At 59.7% G+C, this 20,507-nt stretch carries 18 protein-coding genes, 2 tRNA genes and 1 pseudogene; 5 read left to right on the top strand and 16 right to left on the bottom strand.

Translation table 11 applies throughout. From position 1 onward, the window contains the following. Positions 1 to 472: 472 nt before the first annotated feature. Complete coding sequence (locus ACTQ1E_RS01865) at positions 473 to 754, top strand: hypothetical protein (RefSeq protein ID WP_441564466.1); 282 nt, start codon at positions 473 to 475, stop codon at positions 752 to 754. A 103-nt stretch (positions 755 to 857) separates the two neighbouring features. Here the strand turns inward: ACTQ1E_RS01865 and ACTQ1E_RS01870 are convergent, their stop codons facing one another. The 13 genes from ACTQ1E_RS01870 to ACTQ1E_RS01930 all read right to left on the bottom strand — a co-directional run bounded on the left by ACTQ1E_RS01870 (position 858) and on the right by ACTQ1E_RS01930 (position 12,723). Continuing rightward, the gene (locus ACTQ1E_RS01870; RefSeq protein ID WP_441564467.1) at positions 858 to 2,426 is read right to left on the bottom strand and encodes a threonine/serine ThrE exporter family protein; all 1,569 of its coding nucleotides are present in this window, start codon (positions 2,424 to 2,426) and stop codon (positions 858 to 860) included. A 341-nt stretch (positions 2,427 to 2,767) separates the two neighbouring features. After that, complete coding sequence (gene lysS / locus ACTQ1E_RS01875; protein WP_441564468.1) at positions 2,768 to 4,732, bottom strand: lysine--tRNA ligase; 1,965 nt, start codon at positions 4,730 to 4,732, stop codon at positions 2,768 to 2,770. Between the two features lie 79 nt (positions 4,733 to 4,811). Continuing rightward, the gene (greA, locus tag ACTQ1E_RS01880; protein ID WP_006234960.1) at positions 4,812 to 5,282 is read right to left on the bottom strand and encodes a transcription elongation factor GreA; all 471 of its coding nucleotides are present in this window, start codon (positions 5,280 to 5,282) and stop codon (positions 4,812 to 4,814) included. 106 nt (positions 5,283 to 5,388) lie between these two features. After that, the gene (gene tatA, locus ACTQ1E_RS01885; protein WP_195838497.1) at positions 5,389 to 5,664 is read right to left on the bottom strand and encodes a twin-arginine translocase TatA/TatE family subunit; all 276 of its coding nucleotides are present in this window, start codon (positions 5,662 to 5,664) and stop codon (positions 5,389 to 5,391) included. 112 nt (positions 5,665 to 5,776) lie between these two features. After that, a tRNA-Pro gene (locus ACTQ1E_RS01890) sits at positions 5,777 to 5,853 on the bottom strand. Between the two features lie 49 nt (positions 5,854 to 5,902). Next, positions 5,903 to 6,799 carry a 4-(cytidine 5'-diphospho)-2-C-methyl-D-erythritol kinase gene (gene ispE, locus ACTQ1E_RS01895; RefSeq protein WP_441564469.1) on the bottom strand — a complete coding sequence of 299 codons (897 nt, stop codon included), beginning with the start codon at positions 6,797 to 6,799 and terminating at the stop codon, positions 5,903 to 5,905. Between the two features lie 2 nt (positions 6,800 to 6,801). After that, positions 6,802 to 7,098, bottom strand: a complete 297-nt coding sequence (locus ACTQ1E_RS01900; protein ID WP_118206416.1) for a Veg family protein — start codon at positions 7,096 to 7,098, stop codon at positions 6,802 to 6,804. Between the two features lie 114 nt (positions 7,099 to 7,212). Beyond that, entirely contained in the window at positions 7,213 to 7,659 is a 447-nt protein-coding gene (gene dtd, locus ACTQ1E_RS01905) for a D-aminoacyl-tRNA deacylase (RefSeq protein ID WP_117797049.1), read from the bottom strand. A gap of 3 nt (positions 7,660 to 7,662) precedes the next feature. Further along, positions 7,663 to 8,304, bottom strand: a complete 642-nt coding sequence (rdgB, locus tag ACTQ1E_RS01910; protein WP_118206636.1) for an RdgB/HAM1 family non-canonical purine NTP pyrophosphatase — start codon at positions 8,302 to 8,304, stop codon at positions 7,663 to 7,665. Positions 8,305 to 8,446: 142 nt separating this feature from the next. Then, positions 8,447 to 9,172: a ribonuclease PH gene (gene rph / locus ACTQ1E_RS01915; RefSeq protein ID WP_117799672.1), complete on the bottom strand. Its 726-nt coding sequence runs from the start codon at positions 9,170 to 9,172 to the stop codon at positions 8,447 to 8,449. Between the two features lie 53 nt (positions 9,173 to 9,225). Further along, positions 9,226 to 10,110, bottom strand: coding sequence for a glutamate racemase (gene murI / locus ACTQ1E_RS01920; RefSeq protein ID WP_117769301.1), 885 nt, complete (start codon positions 10,108 to 10,110; stop codon positions 9,226 to 9,228). A gap of 53 nt (positions 10,111 to 10,163) precedes the next feature. Next, positions 10,164 to 11,075, bottom strand: coding sequence for an HAD family hydrolase (locus ACTQ1E_RS01925; protein ID WP_427793596.1), 912 nt, complete (start codon positions 11,073 to 11,075; stop codon positions 10,164 to 10,166). Between the two features lie 130 nt (positions 11,076 to 11,205). After that, on the bottom strand, positions 11,206 to 12,723 hold the full coding sequence (locus tag ACTQ1E_RS01930) for a Mur ligase family protein (RefSeq protein ID WP_441564470.1): 1,518 nt from the start codon (positions 12,721 to 12,723) through the stop codon (positions 11,206 to 11,208). 202 nt (positions 12,724 to 12,925) lie between these two features. Between ACTQ1E_RS01930 and ACTQ1E_RS01935 the strand changes: the two genes are divergently transcribed. The 4 genes and pseudogenes from ACTQ1E_RS01935 to ACTQ1E_RS01950 all read left to right on the top strand — a co-directional run. After that, on the top strand, positions 12,926 to 13,177 hold the full coding sequence (locus tag ACTQ1E_RS01935) for a hypothetical protein (RefSeq protein WP_441564471.1): 252 nt from the start codon (positions 12,926 to 12,928) through the stop codon (positions 13,175 to 13,177). A 167-nt stretch (positions 13,178 to 13,344) separates the two neighbouring features. Beyond that, positions 13,345 to 15,213, top strand: a complete 1,869-nt coding sequence (asnB, locus tag ACTQ1E_RS01940) for an asparagine synthase (glutamine-hydrolyzing) (protein ID WP_427718316.1) — start codon at positions 13,345 to 13,347, stop codon at positions 15,211 to 15,213. A 57-nt stretch (positions 15,214 to 15,270) separates the two neighbouring features. Next, positions 15,271 to 15,346 (top strand) — tRNA-Val (locus ACTQ1E_RS01945). 97 nt (positions 15,347 to 15,443) lie between these two features. Next, positions 15,444 to 16,454, top strand: a pseudogene (locus tag ACTQ1E_RS01950) (MFS transporter); the annotation flags it as partial. Between the two features lie 283 nt (positions 16,455 to 16,737). On the opposite strand, the gene ACTQ1E_RS01955 reads toward ACTQ1E_RS01950, so the two are convergent. The 3 genes from ACTQ1E_RS01955 to argJ form a co-directional block, all read right to left on the bottom strand. Then, entirely contained in the window at positions 16,738 to 18,021 is a 1,284-nt protein-coding gene (locus ACTQ1E_RS01955; protein ID WP_441564472.1) for an aminotransferase class III-fold pyridoxal phosphate-dependent enzyme, read from the bottom strand. A 68-nt stretch (positions 18,022 to 18,089) separates the two neighbouring features. Then, entirely contained in the window at positions 18,090 to 19,070 is a 981-nt protein-coding gene (gene argB / locus ACTQ1E_RS01960) for an acetylglutamate kinase (protein ID WP_427718310.1), read from the bottom strand. An 81-nt stretch (positions 19,071 to 19,151) separates the two neighbouring features. Beyond that, positions 19,152 to 20,420, bottom strand: a complete 1,269-nt coding sequence (argJ, locus tag ACTQ1E_RS01965; protein ID WP_441564473.1) for a bifunctional glutamate N-acetyltransferase/amino-acid acetyltransferase ArgJ — start codon at positions 20,418 to 20,420, stop codon at positions 19,152 to 19,154. Positions 20,421 to 20,507: the final 87 nt, after the last annotated feature.

The raw sequence follows: 20,507 nt of genomic DNA on the forward strand, positions 1-20,507 counted from the left end.
GCTAGTTTTTCAAACGCAAAGCGCCACTCGTGGCGGCGCTTTGGTCTCTTTACCCATATGGAGTATATGTTAACCGCTGTGGCCTTTTCCGCGTGCAGCCATACGACAACGTCTACAAAAAAGGAATCGCCGGGTGCGGCGGGCGCTCTAGGTTAGTGGCTCTTGCCTAGCAGACGGGCTCGGCGTCCATACTCTCGGCAACGTCATCGACGACATCGGCAACGGGAGCGCCCGGCATACGTACGAGCTCCATATGCTGCTCTTCAAAGACGGTTCCCATGGGGAAGGCGCGTCGGAAGACAAAGCGAGCAACCCCGGCGTGACCAGGAATTTAAAAGCGAAACCCTTGGCAAGGGGGCTGGCAACAAACCAGTCGCAGCACATGGCAAAAATGTAGGCAACGGGGAAGCCGAGCCACGCGGCGGCAATGGCCTCGCCGTTGATGGCCCCATGCTGCAAGGCAACGTTGTAGATGCTCATCCAGAGCACCATGCAAAAGCACATGATAAAGGTAAACAGCAAGCTCTCTCGTTTATTGATAGGCATAAAGGGCAAAATCCTTTCTGTGTTACGCCGCGGTGCACAACAAAAACGGGCGGGCGAGATGGAGCTACTGGGACTTCATCTCGCCCGCCCGTGGTACGTGCGTCTGCGACTACTTATGTGGTGGAACTACCCTAACACGAACAGCACACGCTTCGTAAGCGTTGAGTTTATGAAGATGCAGGGCACCGATAATCCCCCGACCCCATAAGTTGCAGTGGAATACGGACTGTTTTGACCCTTTAAGCAGCAATTCAGTCCCTATTTCACCGCAACTCATTTGGTGCAAAGTAACCTGTCCCCCCTTGTACCAATTAGCTGGTGTAGCGCCAGCGAGGGTCGGTGAGCGTACGCGCCACACCCAGCCCAATGGGCAGAAACGCTACGATGAGCACTGCGCGCACAAACCAGCCGAGCATATTGACTGTGTCGAAGGTGCACATGTAATACATAGAGCGATAGAGATACAGACCGGGCACCATAATGACAATCGAAGGCACCGTGAGGGCGATGCGCGGGTAGGTGAGCTTGACTTCGGCCAAGCTTGCCAGCAGACCCGATACCAGCGCGCCGATAAACGCTGCTGCCTCGGGAGGCATTCCCGTGCTGAGGCCCAGGAAGGGAATCATCGTCGGCGCATCGACAAGGGTCAGACGCAGGGTATTGGACACGGCGCCGATCAACCCAGCTGCCGCGGCCATCTTTACCGGGCTGTTGAACATCACCGAGAAGCCGAATACGCCAACGAAGCTCATCACCACGCGCAGGAGCGTAAGGGCAAGCGGCGAAAGGCCCAGTGGGGCAAAGTCGTCCGGCGCCAGTCCCACACACTCGGCAACCATCCAACCTACGAGGGTCGCCATCACAATAATCGACACAGCATACGAAAGACGCTCGATACCGCTTCGCATGTCGAGCTTAGCGATGTCGAGACCTGCCGTAATGAGCGGAAAGCCAGGAATCACAAAGAGCATGGCGCCGATATAGCCTTCTTGGTGCGACATTGCACCCGGAACAACCTGGGCGAGGCCGAGCAATGCCAGCAAATATGAGATACAGGCCAGTGCGACACCGAGCGTCAAAGCGCTGAACTGACCAAGGCCTTGCTTGAGAATATGGGAGCGGGCAAAGTTGCCGACACCCGCGCCCACGAACGCGCATGCCATCTCAATGGGACCGCCACCAAGTAAAAAGACAAAGGCGCCACAGGCGCAGGCTGCCGCAAGGCCCTGTTGCCAGGGCGCGTAATCAGGTTTTGAACTCTCAACGGTCTTGAGCATCTCGTGATACTCGTGCACCGTGAAGCGACGACCATAGGTCTCGATTTCCTTGAGGAAACTCTCCATCATCCAAATGCGATGGGTGTTGACGCCGGTTGTCGGCAGACTGACGACCTCGTTAAAGCAGTGGCCATCTTCGATGCAAGTACACTCAAACGACAGGAGACTTAAGTCAACATGGATGGTGACACCGAGTACGGCGGCGACTCGATTCATGGTATCGCGTACGCGCCAGGCACCCGTTCCACTCGCGAGCATAAGCATACCGGTGCGGCAGACGATGGATGATTTATCGGTGAGCGGCGCATCGACGGCAAGTTCATCGCCTGCCGTCACGATCTGGTGCCAGTCAGTTTTCATATGGAGCGCGCCGGCACGAACGCCGTGGTGCATGGGGGCTCTCGAAAGCAGCGAGTTAAGGCGCGAAGACTGTGGGGACTCCGTTGATTCGTCCTCAACCTCATCAGTCTCTTCATCGACCAGATCAAAGGAATCAAGCGGCGCTGGCTCGCGACGGTCGATCAGCTCCTCGTCCTCATCATCAAAGTAATTGAACTGATCGAGCATGTCCTCTTCGATTGCGCGCTCGCTCGCATCGTCCATATAGGCGCTCCCTTCCTGCCGACTAACCCCCATCCTAGACAGCGACGGCTAAAGGAAACATAAAAGAGACAACTGTCATGCGAGCCATGCGTGCAATAGCCATTGGGTAGTCATTGGGGACGTTCTTGAATGACTAGTCGTTTAAGAACGTCCCCAACGACTACTCCGGCAACGCCGATGTTTTGGCAACGACAGCGAGCGACGTCCAGGGCGAACAAGTTGGCATGAAAAAGGCAAGGCATAGACCTTCTGGTCATGCCTTGCCTTTTGAATGACAAATTGTCGCCCTGGGCGGCGCGCAGCGTCGGCTGGTCCGCCGTTCGGTAGAACGGCGGAACCAATTAGTACATCTTTGCGCCGGCGGGAATGGAGGCGTCGAGCTGGATCAGGTTGAGGCGCTCCTCGCCCTCCTCCTCGTGGATGGCACTGATGAGCATGCCGCAGCTGGGGATGCCCATCATCTTGCGCGGTGGCAGGTTGGTGATGGCAAGCAGGGTCTTGCCGACCAGGTCCTCGGGCTCATAGTATTCGTGGATGCCGGAGAGGATGGTGCGGTCGGCACCGGTACCGTCGTCGAGCGTAAAGTTCAGCAGCTTCTTGGACTTCTTGACGGCCTCGCATGCCTTGACCTTCACAGCGCGGAAATCGCTCTTGGAGAATGTATCGAAGTCGACGAACTCCTCAAACAGCGGCTCAACGGCGATCTTGGAGTAATCGAGCGTGGGCTTAAGCGACTTAACGAACGGGCTCGCGGCGTTGCCGGCCTCGGCAGCCTTGGCGGCAGCGGCACCGGACTGGAAACCCTTCTCGGGCTTCATGTGCGGGAACAGCAGGACATCGCGGATAGAAGCCTGGTTGGTGAGCAGCATGACCACGCGGTCGATACCGATGCCAATGCCGCCCGCGGGAGGCATACCGTACTCGAGGGCGCGCACGTAGTCCTCGTCATACTCCATGGCCTCATCGTCGCCGCCGGCCTTCTCTGCCATCTGGGCGGCAAAGCGCTCAGCCTGGTCGACCGGGTCGTTGAGCTCGGAGAATGCGTTGGCGTACTCGTGGCCGGCGATGACCAGCTCAAAGCGGTGGGTCAGACGCGGGTCGTCCTCAAAACGCTTGGCGAGCGGGCTGACCTCGATGGGGTAATCGCACACGAAGGTCGGGTTGACGATGGTGTCCTCGCCCAGCTCATCGTAAATCTCGGCGATGATCTTGCCGGCAGTCCACTCGGGCTTGATCTCCAGGCCCTTCTCGCGCGCGGCGGCAGCAAGCTCCTCGACAGGCGTGTCGATGGTGACCTTCTTGCCGAGCACGTCAGAGACAATATCAGTCATGGGGCGGCTTGCCCACTCACCGGACAGATCGATGGTCTGGCCCTGGTACTCGATGACCTCGGGGTTGCCGATGGCCTTGTTGGCAGCCTTGATGACGCCCTGGGCGAGCGCCTTCATGCCCTCGAGATCGGAGAAGGCACGGTAGGCCTCCATCGTGGTGAACTCGGGGTTGTGGGTGAGGTCCATGCCCTCGTTACGGAAGATACGACCGATCTCGAAGACGCGCTCAAAGCCACCGACGATGCAGCGCTTGAGGTGCAGCTCGGTAGCAATGCGCAGGTAGCACTCCTGATCGAGAGCGTTAAAGTGTGTGATGAACGGCTTAGCCGTAGCGCCACCCTGAATGGTCTGCAGGATGGGGGTCTCGACCTCCATGTAGCCGTCGGACTCCATAAAGCGACGGAAGGTGGAGAGGATCTGCGAGCGCTTGCGGAAGGTCTCGCGAACATCGTCGTTGGCGATCAGGTCGACATAGCGCTGACGATAGCGGGTCTCCTTGTCGGAGAGACCGTGGAACTTCTCGGGCAGCGGGCGAACGGCCTTGGAGAGCAGGGTCGCGCTCTTAGGGGCGACGGAGAGCTGGCCGCGCTGAGTGCGCACAACCACACCGGTCACACCCAGGATATCGCCAAGGTCGAGGGCCTTGAGCGTATTCCAGGCTGCCTCGTCCATGTCGTTGATGCGGCAGAACAGCTGAATCTCGGCGGTTGCGTCGCGCACGACGATGAACATGATCTTGCCCTGACCACGCTTGGCGACCACGCGGCCGCCGATCTTCACGACGTCCTCGGTGTCTTCGCCATCGGCAAGATCGGCATACTTAGCCTCGATGTCGGCAACGTAGTCCTCGATCTCGGAGTGCTCGGGATAGGGGTTCTGGCCCGCCTCGAACAGGGTGGCGCGCTTGGCCAGGCGCGTGGCGCGCTCGTCGTTGAGCGTCGATGCCTGCTCGGCGGCGTTCTGGTTCTCTGCCATAAGTTAGCTCCTCAAACTAAAACGCTCCCCAGGATTCGGTCCCAGGGAGCGAAAACATACCTTTACGCGGGACCGTGGTCTAGCGTGCGATCTTGGCGATGGTGTAGACGCGAGTCTTGCCGGAAGGCGTAACGACCTCGACGGAGTCGCCCTCGCCGTGGCCGATGATGGCGTGGCCGACCGGGGACTCGTTGGAGATCTTGTGCTCGAGCGAGTTGGTCTCGGTGGTACCGACGAGCGTGACTTCCATGACCTCACCGTTGGGATCAATCAGCGAAACGGTGGAACCGATGGAGACGGTCAGATCGCCCGTGGTGGCAGCAACCTGAGCGTTGGCGAGAATAGCCTGAATCTCGGCAATGCGAGCAGCATTCTGAGCCTGCTTGTCCTTGGCGGCATCGTACTCGGAGTTCTCCGAAAGGTCGCCAAACGCGCGGGCTTCCTTGATGTCCTCGACGATCTCCTTGGCGTAATCGCCCTCACGCCAAGCGAGCTCCTCGACGAGCTTCTGGCGGCCCTCAGCGGTCAGTACGATCTGGCTTGCGTCCATACGGATATCTCCCCAACTATGATGTAACAATCAACTGTCAACATAACGAAAAAGACCGGCTAGCCTGCGGGCAAGCCGGTCAGGTGCTCACCCCAAAGGGATGGGACTACTCTGCGTCCGCGTCGCCGTCCTCTGCCTTCTTTTTCTTGGCGGCGGCGAGCTGGGCCTCGAGCTCTGCGATCTTCTTGTCCTCCTCGGACTCCTCGACCACAACGTCCTCGGCCTGCTTGGTCTCGTCCTTATCGTCGCCCTCCATACCCTCGCGGATATTCTTGACGGTAGAGCCGAGGGACTTGCCGAGCTTCGGCAGGTTCTTGGGCCCGAAGATAATCAGGACAACGACGAGAATAATGATGAGCTCAGGAGCCCTCAGTCCAAACATGTAGACCTCCACAAAACAGCGAGACAAGCTCGAATGAGTATACCGCGGGTATCGCGGTATCACAACAATAGCTAAAAAAAGGGACCGCAAGAAGCGGTCCCTTCTCATGCTCTGGTCGGGTTGACTGGATTTGAACCAGCGACCCCTGCGTCCCGAACGCAGTGCTCTACCAAACTGAGCCACAACCCGTTAGCTCGACTATAGTAACAAAGTTTTTCGCCACGTGCTAGAGAAATTTTTATTTCTTTGGCGCGTCGATTTGAACCGTGTTGGGAATAAGCTCAGTCGCGCAGGACCACCAGCCATTTTGCTGGGCAGCCCCGGCAAGCCTTTCGGCCGTGGCGGCGGTGTCGCAAATGGCAAACGAGCAGGCACCCGACCCGCACACGTCCACGGCAACGGTTCCCTCCTGTTCGCTCAGCCAGTCGAGAACCGCCTGGATCTGCGGCTCCATCAAAGCAGAAATGACGCCCAAGTTGTTATGGATGAGCGAATACGCCATCTTCGCATCACTCACGCTAAGAGCCGATACAATGGCACCGGACGCAGTCGCGGGCACCGGGGCCTCGTCAAAACGTCGATAGGCCTCAATTGTCGAAACGCTCGCCTCCCGCGGCTTGACCAGCACAACGGGCGTCACAGGAAGCGCGGGGTACTCAGTTGCCAGAACGTCTCCCCCACCCACGTAGAATGCGGGGCTCGTATGCAAAAAGAACGGCACGTCGGCGCCGATGCCACGCGCAATCTCATCCAGCGCAGGATCAGTGCGGTCGATGCCCCACAGCTCAGCCAGGGCAACGATAACCGCCGCGGCATCCGTCGAGGGGCCGCCCAGGCCGGCGCACAGCGGGATGCGCTTCTCAATCGTCACGCACACGTTTGCCTCGCGCCCGAAATGATCGGCCATGGCGACGGCGGCGCGGTAGGCAGTATTCTTTTGCATGGGAAAATCTGATGCCGGAACCGTCTGGACGGTCAACGCCTGCGCCGGCGTGACCGTCACGGTATCGGCTAGGCCGACAGCTGCCATCAGGGAATCGACGTTGTGGTAGCCGCGGGTATCGCGCTCGGTATGAACCCCCAGGTAGAGGTTAATCTTTGCCGGCGCAGTAAGGATGAGGGACCGATCGGTCACCGTTAATGCTCCTCGAGCTGGTTGCCGAGCGGAGTAAAGATGTGCTCGCCGCTCTCGGGGTCGAACAGTTCAACCTGACCGGTAAGGACGTCGATGTACTGGTAGGACTGACGCGACTTGCGGCCGCGGCGCTCGTCAACCTCGACGATAAAGACAGCCGGGTGGACGCTCTTGATGGTACCCATGCGCTCGACAACGCGGGTACGGCCCATGTTGGCCTTCACCTTGACGCGATCGCCCACCATATCGGTCAGCTTCTCGTGGATGTCGTCGACGTAATTGACTTCCATCTCTTCCATGAACAGGGCCTCCAGAAGGTGCAATTCAAAAAGGGGATAATACCCCTAAGATAGACAAAACTCTAATACTATAGCACCCTGTTACAATCCCACGCAAGTAGCTAATTAGGCTACTTACAGATTGTCGGTATCGAGGACAATGGTGAACGGGCCGTCGTTGACCAGGTCGACTTTCATGTCGGCGCCAAAGATGCCGTGCGCCACGTGGTCGACGTCCTGGGCGACGAGCGTCAGAAAGTACTCGTAAAGCTCGTTGGCAACATCGGGCGCGCCAGCATCCGTAAACGACGGACGACGGCCGTGGCGGCAATCGGCAAACAGCGTAAACTGCGACACCACGAGCACCTCGCCGTCGACATCGGCAAGCGCCAAGTTAGTCTTGCCGTTCTCGTCCTCGTTGATACGCAGCCCGCGGAGCTTGCCCCATAGTTTATCGGCCTCGGCACGCGTATCGCCATGGCCCACACCCAGCAATACCAGATAGCCGCGCCCAATGCGGCCCACGCACTCGCCGTCGACCGTCACACCGGCGTTGAGCACGCGCTGCACCACCGCACGCACGGCCTACTCCTCGCCCGTGAGTTTGGCGGACAGGTGCTCGAGTGCATGGAAACGATGGCTGATGGCGTTCTTCTCGTCCGCTGTGAGCTCGGCCATAGTCTTGCCCGGCGTATCGACCGGCAGGAACAGCGGGTCGTAGCCAAAGCCGTGGTCGCCGCGGCCCTCGTGTGCGATAACGCCCTCGCAGGCGCCCTCGCCATAGGTGACCAGGCCGTCTTGGTCGATGAGCGCAACGACACTCATAAAGCGTGCGGTGCGATCCTCGTCTGCCACGCCTTCCAGATTAACGAGAAGTTTGGCATTGTTGGCGGCATCATCGCCGTGTACGCCCGCATAACGCGCGCTATACACACCCGGCTCGCCGTCCAGCGCATCGACGACCAAGCCGGAATCGTCGGCGATGGCCATAAGGCCCGTCTCCTCGACCGCAGCCTGCGCCTTGATGATGGCGTTCTCCAAAAACGTCGTGCCGTTTTCCTCGGGGTCCTCAAAATCGCCCAGCTGGCCGAGCGCCACAAAGCGCACCTCGGGCATGACCTTGCCCAAAATGGCCTCGATCTCGGTGAGCTTATGGGCGTTACCCGTGGCCACAACAATGGTCGCCGCCGGGTCGAGGGTGTCGATGTCAATCTTCTCAAGTGCCATAGCTGGCCTCCTTGTCTCTTATAGCAATGCCGTGTAGAGGACGACGAGGGCCTCGGCCTCTCCCCTCTCAATCAACGGCAGTCTTATACTTCGGCGTTTTCGCAGATTAAACCTGCCAAAATCAACATCACCTTTTGGCAGGTTAGGCGAGGGCTTGACGCTGAAGCTCGATGAGCTCGGCGATGCCCTTGTCGCCCAGATCGAGCAGGGCGTTGAGACGCTTGCGGTCGAAGGGCGCCTGCTCGCCGGTACCCTGGAGCTCGATCATCTCGCCAGAGTCGGTGGCGACGAGGTTCATGTCGACCTCGGCGTGGCTGTCCTCGGAATAATCCAAGTCGAGCAGGGTGTTGCCGTCGACGACGCCCATGGAAATAGCGGCAACCTGACCGGTAAGCGGAATGCGCTCGAGCTTGCCCGCCTCGACCCACATGGCAAGGGCGTCGTGCAGCGCCACCCAGGCGCCGGTGATGCTCGCCGTACGCGTGCCGCCATCGGCCTGGATCACATCGCAGTCAACGGTAACGGTGTACTCGCCGAGCGCCTTCATGTTGACGACGGTGCGCAGGCTGCGGCCGATCAAGCGCTCGATCTCCATGGAACGGCCCTTGCGGTTGGCATGTTCGCGCTTGCAGCGCTTGCCGGTCGACGCCGGCAGCATCGCATATTCCGCCGTTACCCAACCGGCCTTGGCGCCCTTGCGCCAGCCCGGAACGCCCTCCTCGATGGTGGCGGCGCACAGCACGCGCGTGTCGCCAAACTCTGCCAGGCACGAGCCGTGGGCGTGCTTCATGACGCCGCGGGTGAGCTTAACGGGACGCAGCTCGTTTGCGGCGCGGCCGTTGGCGCGGTTGACCTGCATATATTCCATGGAACTATCCTTTCGGCAAAAGATGTGGCGAAGACTCCGGCGACATTGCGTGCCTAACCGAGTTCGTCGATATCGACATGCTCGATGCTTTTGAGCGGCTGGCCAAAGATAAAGCTGCCCGCCACCGCAAACTCGGCAATGTTGTCGGACGTGGTGGCAAAGCGATGCTGCGGCTCGGCGGTGTTGCCCGCCAGCTGCTCACGGCGCGTGAGGATATCGGTCAGCTCGCGAGTGGTCTCCTCGGCGGAGCTCACCACGCGCACCCCGGGCCCCAACGCATGACGGATGGGGCCCACCAGCAGCGGAAAGTGCGTACAGCCGAGCACCACGGTATCGATGCCACGATCGTGCAGTGGCTCGACTGTGGCGTTGACCAGCGCGCGAACGGCTGGCGTATCAAAAATATCCTCGTTCTCGAGCCACTGCTCCTGCAGATGCGCGCCCGAGGCGAGCTCGTGCTCGACAACCTCGACAAAGCTCGAGGCAGGGCAGCCATACACGTCCACGCCGGCATCCAAGTCCTGGATGGCGCGCGTGTAGGCGCCCGAGCGGATGGTGAGGTTGGTGGCGAGCACGCCCACACGGCGCGTGCGGGTGCTGTTGATGGCGGCACGCGCGCCCGGCGCGATTACGCCAATCACGGGGACATCGAGCACCTGCTGAGCCAGGCGAAGCGCCGCTGCCGTCGCCGTATTGCAGGCGATGACCATGATCTTGACGTCGTGTCTCGAAAGCCAGCGCCCCGCCTGTAGCGCAAACGAGCGCACCTCGTCCTCGGTGCGGGTGCCGTAAGGGCAGCGCTTGGTATCGCCAAAGTAGTAGACGGACTCGTGCGGAAGCGCCGTCGCAATCGCGCGCGCAACCGTCAAGCCGCCTAGGCCCGAGTCGAACACGCCGATGGGGCGCGTATCACCGGCCAGATTCTCGATATCGGACATTACCTCACCAGATTCTCTCTCGAAAAGATATGGCCAAGCGTAACGGCACTGCGCTATGAACGGGCCGCGACGAGCAGCTCCGCCGTCGCCGCCCAGCCGTCAACGATCCTGCCGCGCGTGACAAAGGCGTTATCGCAGGACGCAAGAAACTCGGACGCGCCGGCGCTGGTCAGACCGTTCTCGACCAGGCAGAACGTGCCCACGTGGTCGGCCATGTAGAAATCAGACTCGGAATCGCCGAGTGCCAGCGTCTCGTCGCGCTCGATGCCCAGATGCTCGCAGAAACGCGCGACCGCCACGCCCTTGTCGAGACCCGACGGATTGATGTTAAAGGCACGACCGTCCTCGACGCGATCGAGCTCGAGGGTCGTCGGCTTGGACAGATGAGTCAAGTGGCCGTTGCAGGCCCAGACCAGACCGCAGCCGGCCTCGTCGAGGATGGCCTGCGCCTCGTCATCGGGAATATCGCCGCGCATGCCGACGGTGACCTCGCGGTACTTATAGCCAGTCGACATGTCGTTGTGGTACTCGATCTTGTGCGGCCAGCGAGCGAGAATCTTCTCGCACACGCCGGTCTGCTCAATCACCTGGTGCGGCGTAAGGCCGCAGGCGGGGTCGTAAGGCATGTCGCCGGTCAGATACTCCCAGTCGTTGGCCTTGAGGTCGTACATGACCAGGCCACCCATCTCGCCAATGTAGGAGTTGAGGCCGAGCACGCGGGCATCTTCGTGGATCATGGTGCGGTTGCGACCCGAGGTGGGAATTACCTGGATGCCAGCGCGGGCAAGCGCCACGACGGCCTCGACGAGCTTGGTCGAGGGATTGCCGTCGTTGTCGCGCAGCACGCACGAGCCGGGCGCGAGCATCGTGGCGTCCAGATCGGTGAAGACGTACTTGACCTTGGCAAGGCGCTCGCGCATCTCGCCCGAAAGCTCGGCAACGGTCGGCAGGGTGTTGTGGGACATGGTCACTCCATTTATTACGTAGAAAAGGCTTAATCTTGGTACCGCGTTTTCCCTAAGGTGAACACGCTTGAGAGACACTGCATCATCGGGCGTCGAGAATCCGCAAACGCCATCCTAAAGGCAGCAGCGCTTAGGCGTCGTACGCCGCAAGGATGCGCTTGAGAACCGAGCCATCACGCTCGCAGGGCTCGGGTCCGTTCTTGCGCAGCATGCACTCCTCCTCGCCCTTGCCGGTCACGATAACCACAGCGGGGCGGTCGGTCTCGCGCACCGCCGTCTCGATAGCGGCGGCACGGTCGCACACGATCTGCCAGCTATCGTTTCCCTGCGCCTGGACATTGCGCGCAATCTCGGCGCAGATGTCCTCGACGTCCTCGGGGCCCGGGTCATCCTCGGTAATCACGATGCGATCGGCGTACTTGCCGGCAGCGATACCCATCGTAGTACGGCGATCGACACCCTTGCCTCCCGTTGCACCAAAGACAACCGCCAGCTCGCGCTCGGGATAGTTCTCGCGCAGGTCGCGCAAAAGCGTCTCGAGGCTCATGCCGTTGTGCGCATAGTCAACGACGCCCAAAATCTTGCCCGATGCAGACGGATAGAGCTCCATGCGACCGGGAACAAAGACGCCCTCAAAGCCATGGACGATGCCCTCTTCGGAAATGCCGAGGGCCTCGGCGCAGGCAATAGCGGCAAGCGCATTGGACACGTTGAACTTGACGGGCGTGGGGATCACGATGTCACGCGTAAAGCGCGGCGTGCGGACCGTGGCGATCACGCCGCAATCGCCGTTGCGAATGGCCAACGCACGCACGTCGGCGCGTCCATCGGTCAGCGAGAACGTCACCGTGCGCTCGCAGCGGGACGCCGCCTCGAGCACGCGTTCGACGTGGTCCATATCGAGGTTGACCACGGCAAAGCGGCTCTGCGAAAAAATCTTGAGCTTGCTGGCAAAATAATCCTCGAGCGTGGGGTGCTCGATCGGCGAGATATGGTCCTCACCGATATTGGTAAAGGCGCCCACTTCAAAGTCAATCTTGCCCGTACGCTCGTATTTGAGGCCCTGGCTCGACGCCTCCATGACCAGCCACGGAGCGCCCGCCTCGGCGGCATGTGCGATACGCGACTGCAAAAGGAAGGACTCGGGGGTCGTTAGCTTAGAAGGACCGGCCTCGATACCGTCATCGAACTCGATACCCGTGTTAAGGGCTGGTCGATGACGGCCCGTGAGCTTAGCCTCGTTGGCAAGAATGCCACGCAGATAAAAGCTGCAGGTCGACTTGCCCTTGGTGCCCGTAAAAGCGCAGACCTTCACCTTGCCCGAGGGATGACCGTAATAGGCGTCCGCCACCACAGCGAGCGTACGGCGGATATCGTTGACGATCACAGCGGGAATATCGACGTCGTAATCGACCTCGGACACGTACGCCACGGCGCCTTCGGCAATCGCCGAGACCAGATACTCGGGCTTGAACGCACGGCCCTTGCAGACAAACAATGTGCCCGGACGTACCTGGCGCGAGTCGTCGGTCGCAAACTCGATGCGCTGGTCGCAAAGAGTATCCGGCTTGGAAACAACAAGGGCCTCGGCCTCGAGCAGCTCCACATAGCGCATCAAAGCCAGCTTCTCCTTCGTCGTACCCGACATATAACGACCTTTCTCGCTAAACCTAACCTTAAAAGAGCAAAAACCGTCCCAGATGAATCCGGTCGCGCCCCTGTATTATCAACCATCCTAATATGCCACCTGACCTTGCGAGTGTCTCAGCACCCTAAAAACTTGCAAGGACCAGCGCACGGTTAATTCGAAATAACAAAACCCCCGCCCTACAAATGCGCGCGATGCGGGGATGACCAGTGAGTTTGTCATGCTCTACAAGGACACGTCGCTGTTTTCGAGCGTCGGCGTCATGGAACTCACGCTGTTCTCCAAAAACCTCACGACCACCACGGGCAACATCACACCCTACATTTGCGCCGCACCCTACTATCTGGTTGTGACGATTCCGCTCATCCACGTCGTCACCAAGGTAGGGCACCGCCTTGCCAAGCGCGGCAAGCGCCAGCCCCTCTCGCGCTCTCGCACACAGCAATCGTCGTAGTCGCGGCCCGCCGCTTCGCCCAACGTGCGGGCCGTGGTTTTTCGGTCCCCTCGGCGCTTATGCCCCATCACGAAGCAAAAGATTGGCATGATAGTAAGGATTGATTGATATCGACTGCTGCAAACCTTGCGGCAGCGCACCTAAGCCGTCAGCAGAAAGGATCTTGCATGTGCGGTTTTGTCGGTTTTACCGGTACAGATGAACAGAGTGAGCTGGTTCTCACGGCCATGATGAATCGCATCATCCATCGCGGGCCGGATATGGGTGGCCAGCACATCGTCGATGACGTCGCCCTCGGCTTCCGCCGTCTTTCGATTCTCGACCTTTCCGAGGCTGGCGCTCAGCCCATGTCGAGCGATGACGGCAAGGTCACCATCGTCTTCAACGGCGAGATCTACAATTTCCAGGAGCTTCGCGCCGAGCTCGAGGCTGCCGGCTACGTCTTCCACTGCAACGCCGACACCGAGGTCCTGGTGCACGGCTACGAGGAGTGGGGCGAGGACCTGGTCAACCGCCTGCGCGGCATGTATGCGTTCGTGATTCACGACCAGAACAGGAACAAGCTCTTCGGCGCCCGTGACATCTTTGGCATCAAGCCGTTCTATTACTACCGGGCCTCCGACGGCTCGCTGCTGTTTGGCTCCGAGATCAAAAGCTTCCTGGACCACCCCAAGTTTGAGAAGGCTGTCAACCGCGACGCGCTGCGTCCCTACCTCACGCTACAGTTCCCTGCCACGGAGGAGACGTTCTTTAAGGGCGTGTTCAAGCTTGCCCCCGCGCATTGCTTTACGTACGACCTTACGACCAACACTATGGACATCAAGCGCTACTGGAGCTGCGACTTTACCGATGACAACTCCAAGAGCTTCGAGGAGTACGTGGACGAGTGCGACAAGGTCGTGCACGAGAGCGTTGCCGCGCACCGCATCGCCGATGTTAAAGTTGGCTCGTTCCTCTCCGGCGGCGTCGACTCCAGCTACATTGCCGCCTGCCTCATGCCCGACACCACGTATTCCGTCGGCTTTGACTACAAGAACTTCAACGAGACTAACTACGCCGCCGAGCTTTCCGACAAGCTTGGCATTAAGAACGTGCGCAAGATGATCACCGCCGACGAGTTCTTCGACGCACTACCCGATATCCAGTACCACATGGACGAGCCGCAATCGAACCTCTCCAGCGTACCGCTGTACTATCTGGCACAGATGGCCGCCGAGGAAGTTACCGTCGTCCTTTCGGGCGAGGGCGCCGACGAGCTGTTTGCCGGGTACGAGTGGTACGAGGACACCCCCGAGATGCGATCCTTCAAGAAACGCGTGCCGCTCGGCGTGCGCCGTGCCCTGGGCTCGCTCGTTCAGCATCTCCCCTACTTTAAGGGTCACAACTTCCTGACCAAGTGCGCCGAGGTCCCCGAGCGCTGGTACGTGGGCCAGGCAAAGGTGTTCGACCCGTCCGAGGTTGACGAGGTTCTCAAGCCAGCTTACGACACCGGCAAGAACGCCTCCGAAATGTGCGCAGAGTACTACAAGCAGGTCCCCAACTGCTGCGAGCTCTCTAAGAAACAATACCTGGATATGAACATGTGGCTTCCGGGCGACATCCTGCTCAAGGCAGACAAGATGTGCATGGCGCACTCCCTGGAGCTCCGCGTTCCGTTCCTGGACAAAAAGGTCATGGAGTTCGCCGAGCATATTCCCGCCAACTACCGTGTCAACGAAAAGGGCTGCAAGCTTGTCCTGCGCCACGCCGCCAATCGCACGCTGCCCGATGAGTGGGCAACGCGCAAGAAGGTTGGCTTCCCGGTGCCAGTTAAGTTCTGGCTGCGCGAGCAGAAATACTACGACTACGTCAAGGAGTACTTCACCGCACCGTGGGCTGCCGATTTCTTTGACACCGATGCGCTCATGAAGCTGCTCGACGATCACTTTGAGGGCCGCGCGCTCAACCAGCGCAAGATCTATACCACGCTGACGTTCCTCATTTGGTACAAGCGCTTCTTTATCGACGAGAACAAGGGCACCGAAGTCTCCGCTTAGATTTCGTTATGAATTAGCGGTGAACCCCGCAGGGTTTCCGCTATACTCAATTCCCGCGGGCGATTGGCGCAACGGTTAGCGCAGGTGCTTTACACGCACAAGGCTGGGGGTTCGAATCCCTCATCGCCCACCACTTGATTGAAAAGGCTCCCAGCGATGGGGGCCTTTCCCTTTTGGGCCCAGTGCAGAGGGATTCGAACCCGCAAGGGTGCGGAGCTGAGGAAACGCGAAGCGGTCGGCGCTCGGTGCTGATTGGAATGTTCCTCTACGGCCTGGGCTTTCTGATGGAGGGTGCGCTACCGTGGTTCGCGCCGGTTCTGCTGGCCCAGGTTGTCTGGGGTTGCGGTGATACCTTCATCACCGGCGCTCTGGAGGCGTGGATTGCCTCGGAGGAAGAGGACAAACCCATAGACAAGGTGTTCCTGCGGGGCAGTCAAATGGGGCAAATCGGCGGCGTTCTGGGCGTGGTGCTGGGCACACTGCTGGGAAACATAAACCTGCAAATGCCTGTCATCTTGGGGGGCAGTTTGTGCTTGTTGTTGGGGCTGGTGATGGTTCGCATCATGCCAGAAACCAACTTCTCCCCTGCTATTGAGGAACGGCAGGGCTTGCTTAAAGACTTTGTCTGCCTGTTCAAGCTCAACCTGGGCTTTGTGAAAGGCGCACCTGTGTTGCTGGCGCTCTTAGCAATCACACTATGCGGGGGACTTGCCAGTGAAGGCTTTGACCGGCTCTCCACCGCTCATTTTCTGGATGACACGGTAATACCCGTTATCGGGCCGCTGAACAGCGTCACTTGGTTCGGTGTTATCAGTCTTATCGGCAACGGCTTAAGTATTCTGGCTTCTCAGTTGCTCATCGCCCGCATGGAGAAAAAAGGGACTGTCAGCCGAACCAGTGTGGTCATGTCCACCAGTGCCGGGTATATCCTGTGCCTGGTTCTCTTCGCGGTGGGGCGGAGCTTTTGGTTCATGTTGTTGGTGTTCCTGCTGGCGGGGCTTATGCGCACCATCAAGGAGCCTGTGCTGGCCGCCTGGATGAACGACCATGTGGATGAGAAAATGCGCGCCACAGTCTTTTCCACCAGCGGACAGCTGGACTCTTTCGGGCAGATCATCGGCGGGCCTATTGTGGGGCTGGTAGCCCAGCAGGTGTCCATACCCTGGGGGCTGGTCTGTACCGCTTTCCTGCTGTTGCCCGCGCTGTTCTTAGTGCCGGTGGCGGGAAAGAAGCGGGATTGATATGGCATAGTTAAGTTTACTGACGAGCGGGAGATTACTTCCGCTCGTCTTCATTTAGTAGCGCAAAATTTGAGGACTCTTTATTTCCTTATTCGGTATAGCGGAGGCGGCTGTCAATTCGACATAATTTTCTTGTGATACTTTACCGTACATGAGCATTTGCACACGGCCTATCCCAGCCATGGTAAATCGATAGCAAAACGGGCTCCAGTTCGCCCAATCGTGCGCCAAACGGCACGTGACGGTCTGGAACCCGCTTCAAATTGCTCTATGCCTGATGACGCTAAGCTAAAACACCCGCCAGGATCTCGATTAGGCTGTCCACATCGGCTTCCTCGCACACGAGCGGCGGCAAGAAGCGCAGTGTATGTGCACCTGTAGCGTTAATCACGGCACCAGCCACCAACGCGCGAGCCACAACGTCGTGCGCATCACCCGCAGCATCGTCCAAATCGCAGCCGAGCATTAGGCCGCGACCACGCACCTCGGTAACATGCGGCAGCTTGGCGAGCCTTGCCTCCATATAGGCACCCACCTTGGCGGCATGGTCTGCGTAGTCACCGCGCACAAGCGCGGAGAGCGTCGCGGCACACGCCGCGATGGCCAAGCAGCTGCCGCCGAAGGTCGAACCATGGTCGCCGGGCTTAAAGATGTCAGCGATTTCCTTCTTTGCCACCACGGCACCCATGGGCACGCCGTCGGCGATGCCCTTGGCAAGACTCATGATATCGGGCTCCACACCATAAGTCTGGAACGCGAACGGCTTGCCGGAGCGGAAAATACCACACTGGACCTCATCGGCGATAAGCACGGCACCCACCTCGTGTGCCAAGTCGCGCGCCGCCGCCATAAACTCCTCGGTCATGGGATGCACACCGCTTTCGCCCTGGATCGGCTCGAGCATCACAGCGCAAATCTCGCTTCCCAGCTGCTTAAAAATTGCACGCAGTTCATCTACATCGTTGGGTGTGCATGCCACAAAGCCACCCGGCAGCGGGCGGAAACTGTCCTGCAGCCAATCCTGCATGGTCGCGGCAATGGTCTCGAGCGTACGACCATGAAATCCGCCGCGCATACACACGATGGTGTTGCCACCGTTGCCGGCACGTTGGGCATACAGACGCGCGAGCTTCATAGAGCCCTCGTTGGCCTCGGCACCGGAATTGGCAAAGAACGTCTCCCACACCTGCTCGCCCGCAGCCGGAGCGCCAAGCGCCGCCGCCGTGGTCTCGTCGCCAGCGGCAATCGCGTCGGCAAGCACGCGCGCACCGTCCGCATCGTCGTTGGCGAGCTTGGACAGCAACGCCGCGACCTGGCCGCGCTGCTCAATGTAGAAGTAGTTGGAGACATGAAGGAGCTTCTTGGCCTGGGCCTCGAGCGCCGAGAGCACCGCCGGGTTGCCGTGGCCTAGGCTGCATACGCCAATACCTGCAAGAAAGTCGAGATATTCGCGACCGTCGTCGCCGGTGAGCTTCATGCCGTGGCCCTCGACAAACTCGACCGGCGAGCGGCCAAAGGTTTGCATAACGTAGTGGGATTCGAGCGATTGTTGAGCTGCAAGTGACATGAGATGCCTTTCGTTAAGCGCCAGGTGGCGCGGACTGTGGGTGTAACGGTGTGACGATTTCTAACCAGCTAGACCGTCTGGAGCTTCTCGACCTCGTCGAGGTTCTCGGTCAGGCGCGCCGCAAAGGTCGAAAGCGGGTGCGGGTGCGTATCAAATTCGTAGGCCGTCTCGGTAGAGTGGATCACGGTGCCGACGCCGGCATCGGTCAGCAGCTCCAGGAGCAGCGAATGCGGCGTGGTACCGTTAATGATGTGAGCGCGAAATACGCCGCCGACAAGCGCATCGACGGCTGCGCGCAGTTTGGGAATCATGCCCTTATCGACCTCGCCACCGTAGAGCATCTCATTAACCTCGTCGAGCGTTAGGTTGGAGATGAGCGAGTCTTTATCGCTAAAGTCCTTGTACAGGCCGTCGACGTCGGTCAAAAAGATCGCCTTGTGCGCGTGGAGCGCCGCCGCAACGGCACCGGCGGCGGTGTCGGCGTTGATATTGAAGAAGCCACCGTCCTCCCCCGCCGCGACGGTAGCGATGACGGGAATATACTCGCTATCGAGCAAGTTCTCGATGTAGTCGGTGTTGACATGCGTCACTTTGCCCACGCGTCCGAGCTCGGGGTCGAGCGGCTCGGCGATGAGCGTGCCGGCGTCGCTGCCCGATACGCCCACGGCCAAGTTACCGTGGTGGTTGATTGCCGCCACCAGCTCTTGGTTAACCTTGCCGCCCAGCACCTCGCGCACGATATCCATGGTCGCCGGCGTGGTCACGCGCTGGCCGTTCTTAAACTCGACGGGCATATCGTAATGGCTCAGCGCCTCGTTGATGGCTTTACCGCCGCCATGCACGATGACGGGGCGCATGCCGATAATCTTGAGCAAAACGATGTCGCTCATCACGTCGCGACGCAGTTGCTCGTCTACCATGGCGGCCCCGCCATACTTGATAACGACCGTCTTGCCGGTCAGGTTTTTAATCCACGGCAGCGCTTCGAACAGCAGCTGCGCAGTTGCTTCGTTGGATTCGCTCGAACGACAATCGCGTGCGAATTTCATAATCTGCCTCGTCTTTCGTATCGTTATCGCGCTGTGCTCCGCTGCCCGCAATCGCGGCGAGATGCACAGCGTGCCTGGAGTCTAGGAGCGGTAGTCACCATTGATTGAGATGTACTCGTGCGTGAGGTCACAGGTCCACACGGTCGTTGCCGCGTCGCCTGCGCCCAGGTCGGCCGAAATCACGATCTCGGGCGCCTCAAAACGTCGCAGGGCCTCGTCCTCGTCAAAAGGAACAGTCAGGCCATCGCGGCAGACGGGCATGCCCATCATGTCGATGGAAACGTCTTCCTGATTAAACTTTACGCCGCACTTGCCGAGCGCCATGGCAACGCGACCCCAATTGCAGTCGTGGCCAGCGATGCAGGTCTTGACGAGCGGCGAGTTGGCGACGGCACGGGCGGCGATATCGGCTTCCTCGTCGTTGGCGGCGCCGGTGACGTTAACCGTCACGAGCTTTGACGCACCCTCGCCATCGGCCGCGATGTTACGCGCCAGGCTCTCGCACACCTCGTGCACGGCAAAGGCCAGCTCGTCAAAGGCGTCAGTGCCCTCGACGATGGCCTCGGCATCCGCGGCGGCAGCGGCAGAAGCCAGCATGATACAGGTGTCGTTGGTCGAGGTATCGGAATCGACCGTCACTTTATTAAAGGTCTGTTTAACGGTCGAGAGCAGTAGGGTGTGGAGCGCCGCCGACTCGACGGGGGCATCGGTAGTAATGACCGCGATCATGGTGGCCATATTGGGCATGATCATGCCCGATCCCTTGCACATGCCGCCCACCGTATAGGTATTGCCTGCGTGCCCCGCGGCCTCGCTGCTGTAGCGAACGGCATACTCCTTGGAATGCGTATCGGTCGTCATGATGGCACGGGCTGCATCGGCGCCGCCATGGGCAGAGAGTGCCTCGTAGGCGGACGGAATTGCCGTCTCAAACGTGTCGATCGGCAGAATCTGTCCGATCACGCCCGTGGAGGCAACTAAAATCTGTTGGGGTTCACAGCCAATGACCTGCGAGGCGATATTGCACGTCTCGCGCGCACAGGCAAGGCCGGTCTCGCCCGTGGCGGCGTTCGCGTTGCCGGAGTTGATTGAAACACCGGCGATGATGCCATAGCCCTTGTCCGTACCGCCCAGGTTGGCACGGCTCACCTGCACGGGCGCCGCACAAAAGCGGTTAGTCGTAAACACGCCGGCCCCGGGACAGGGTTTATCGGGCACAACGAGCGCGTAATCCAGGCGCTCGGGATTCTTGCGGAATCCGGCATGGATGCCCGCCGCCTTAAAGCCGGCTGCCGCCGTTACGCCGCCCTCTACGGCACGAATCTTGATATCGAACTGCTCAGCATTCATCGTCTTTACGACTCCTTATGTCAAACAAAAAATGGGCATCGGTTGGTGCGCCATGCCAGCCACAATCATGAGACCAGCTTAAAAGTG

This window comes from Collinsella sp. LCP21S3_C7 (assembly GCF_052118485.1).
Taxonomy (GTDB): Bacteria; Actinomycetota; Coriobacteriia; order Coriobacteriales; family Coriobacteriaceae; genus Collinsella.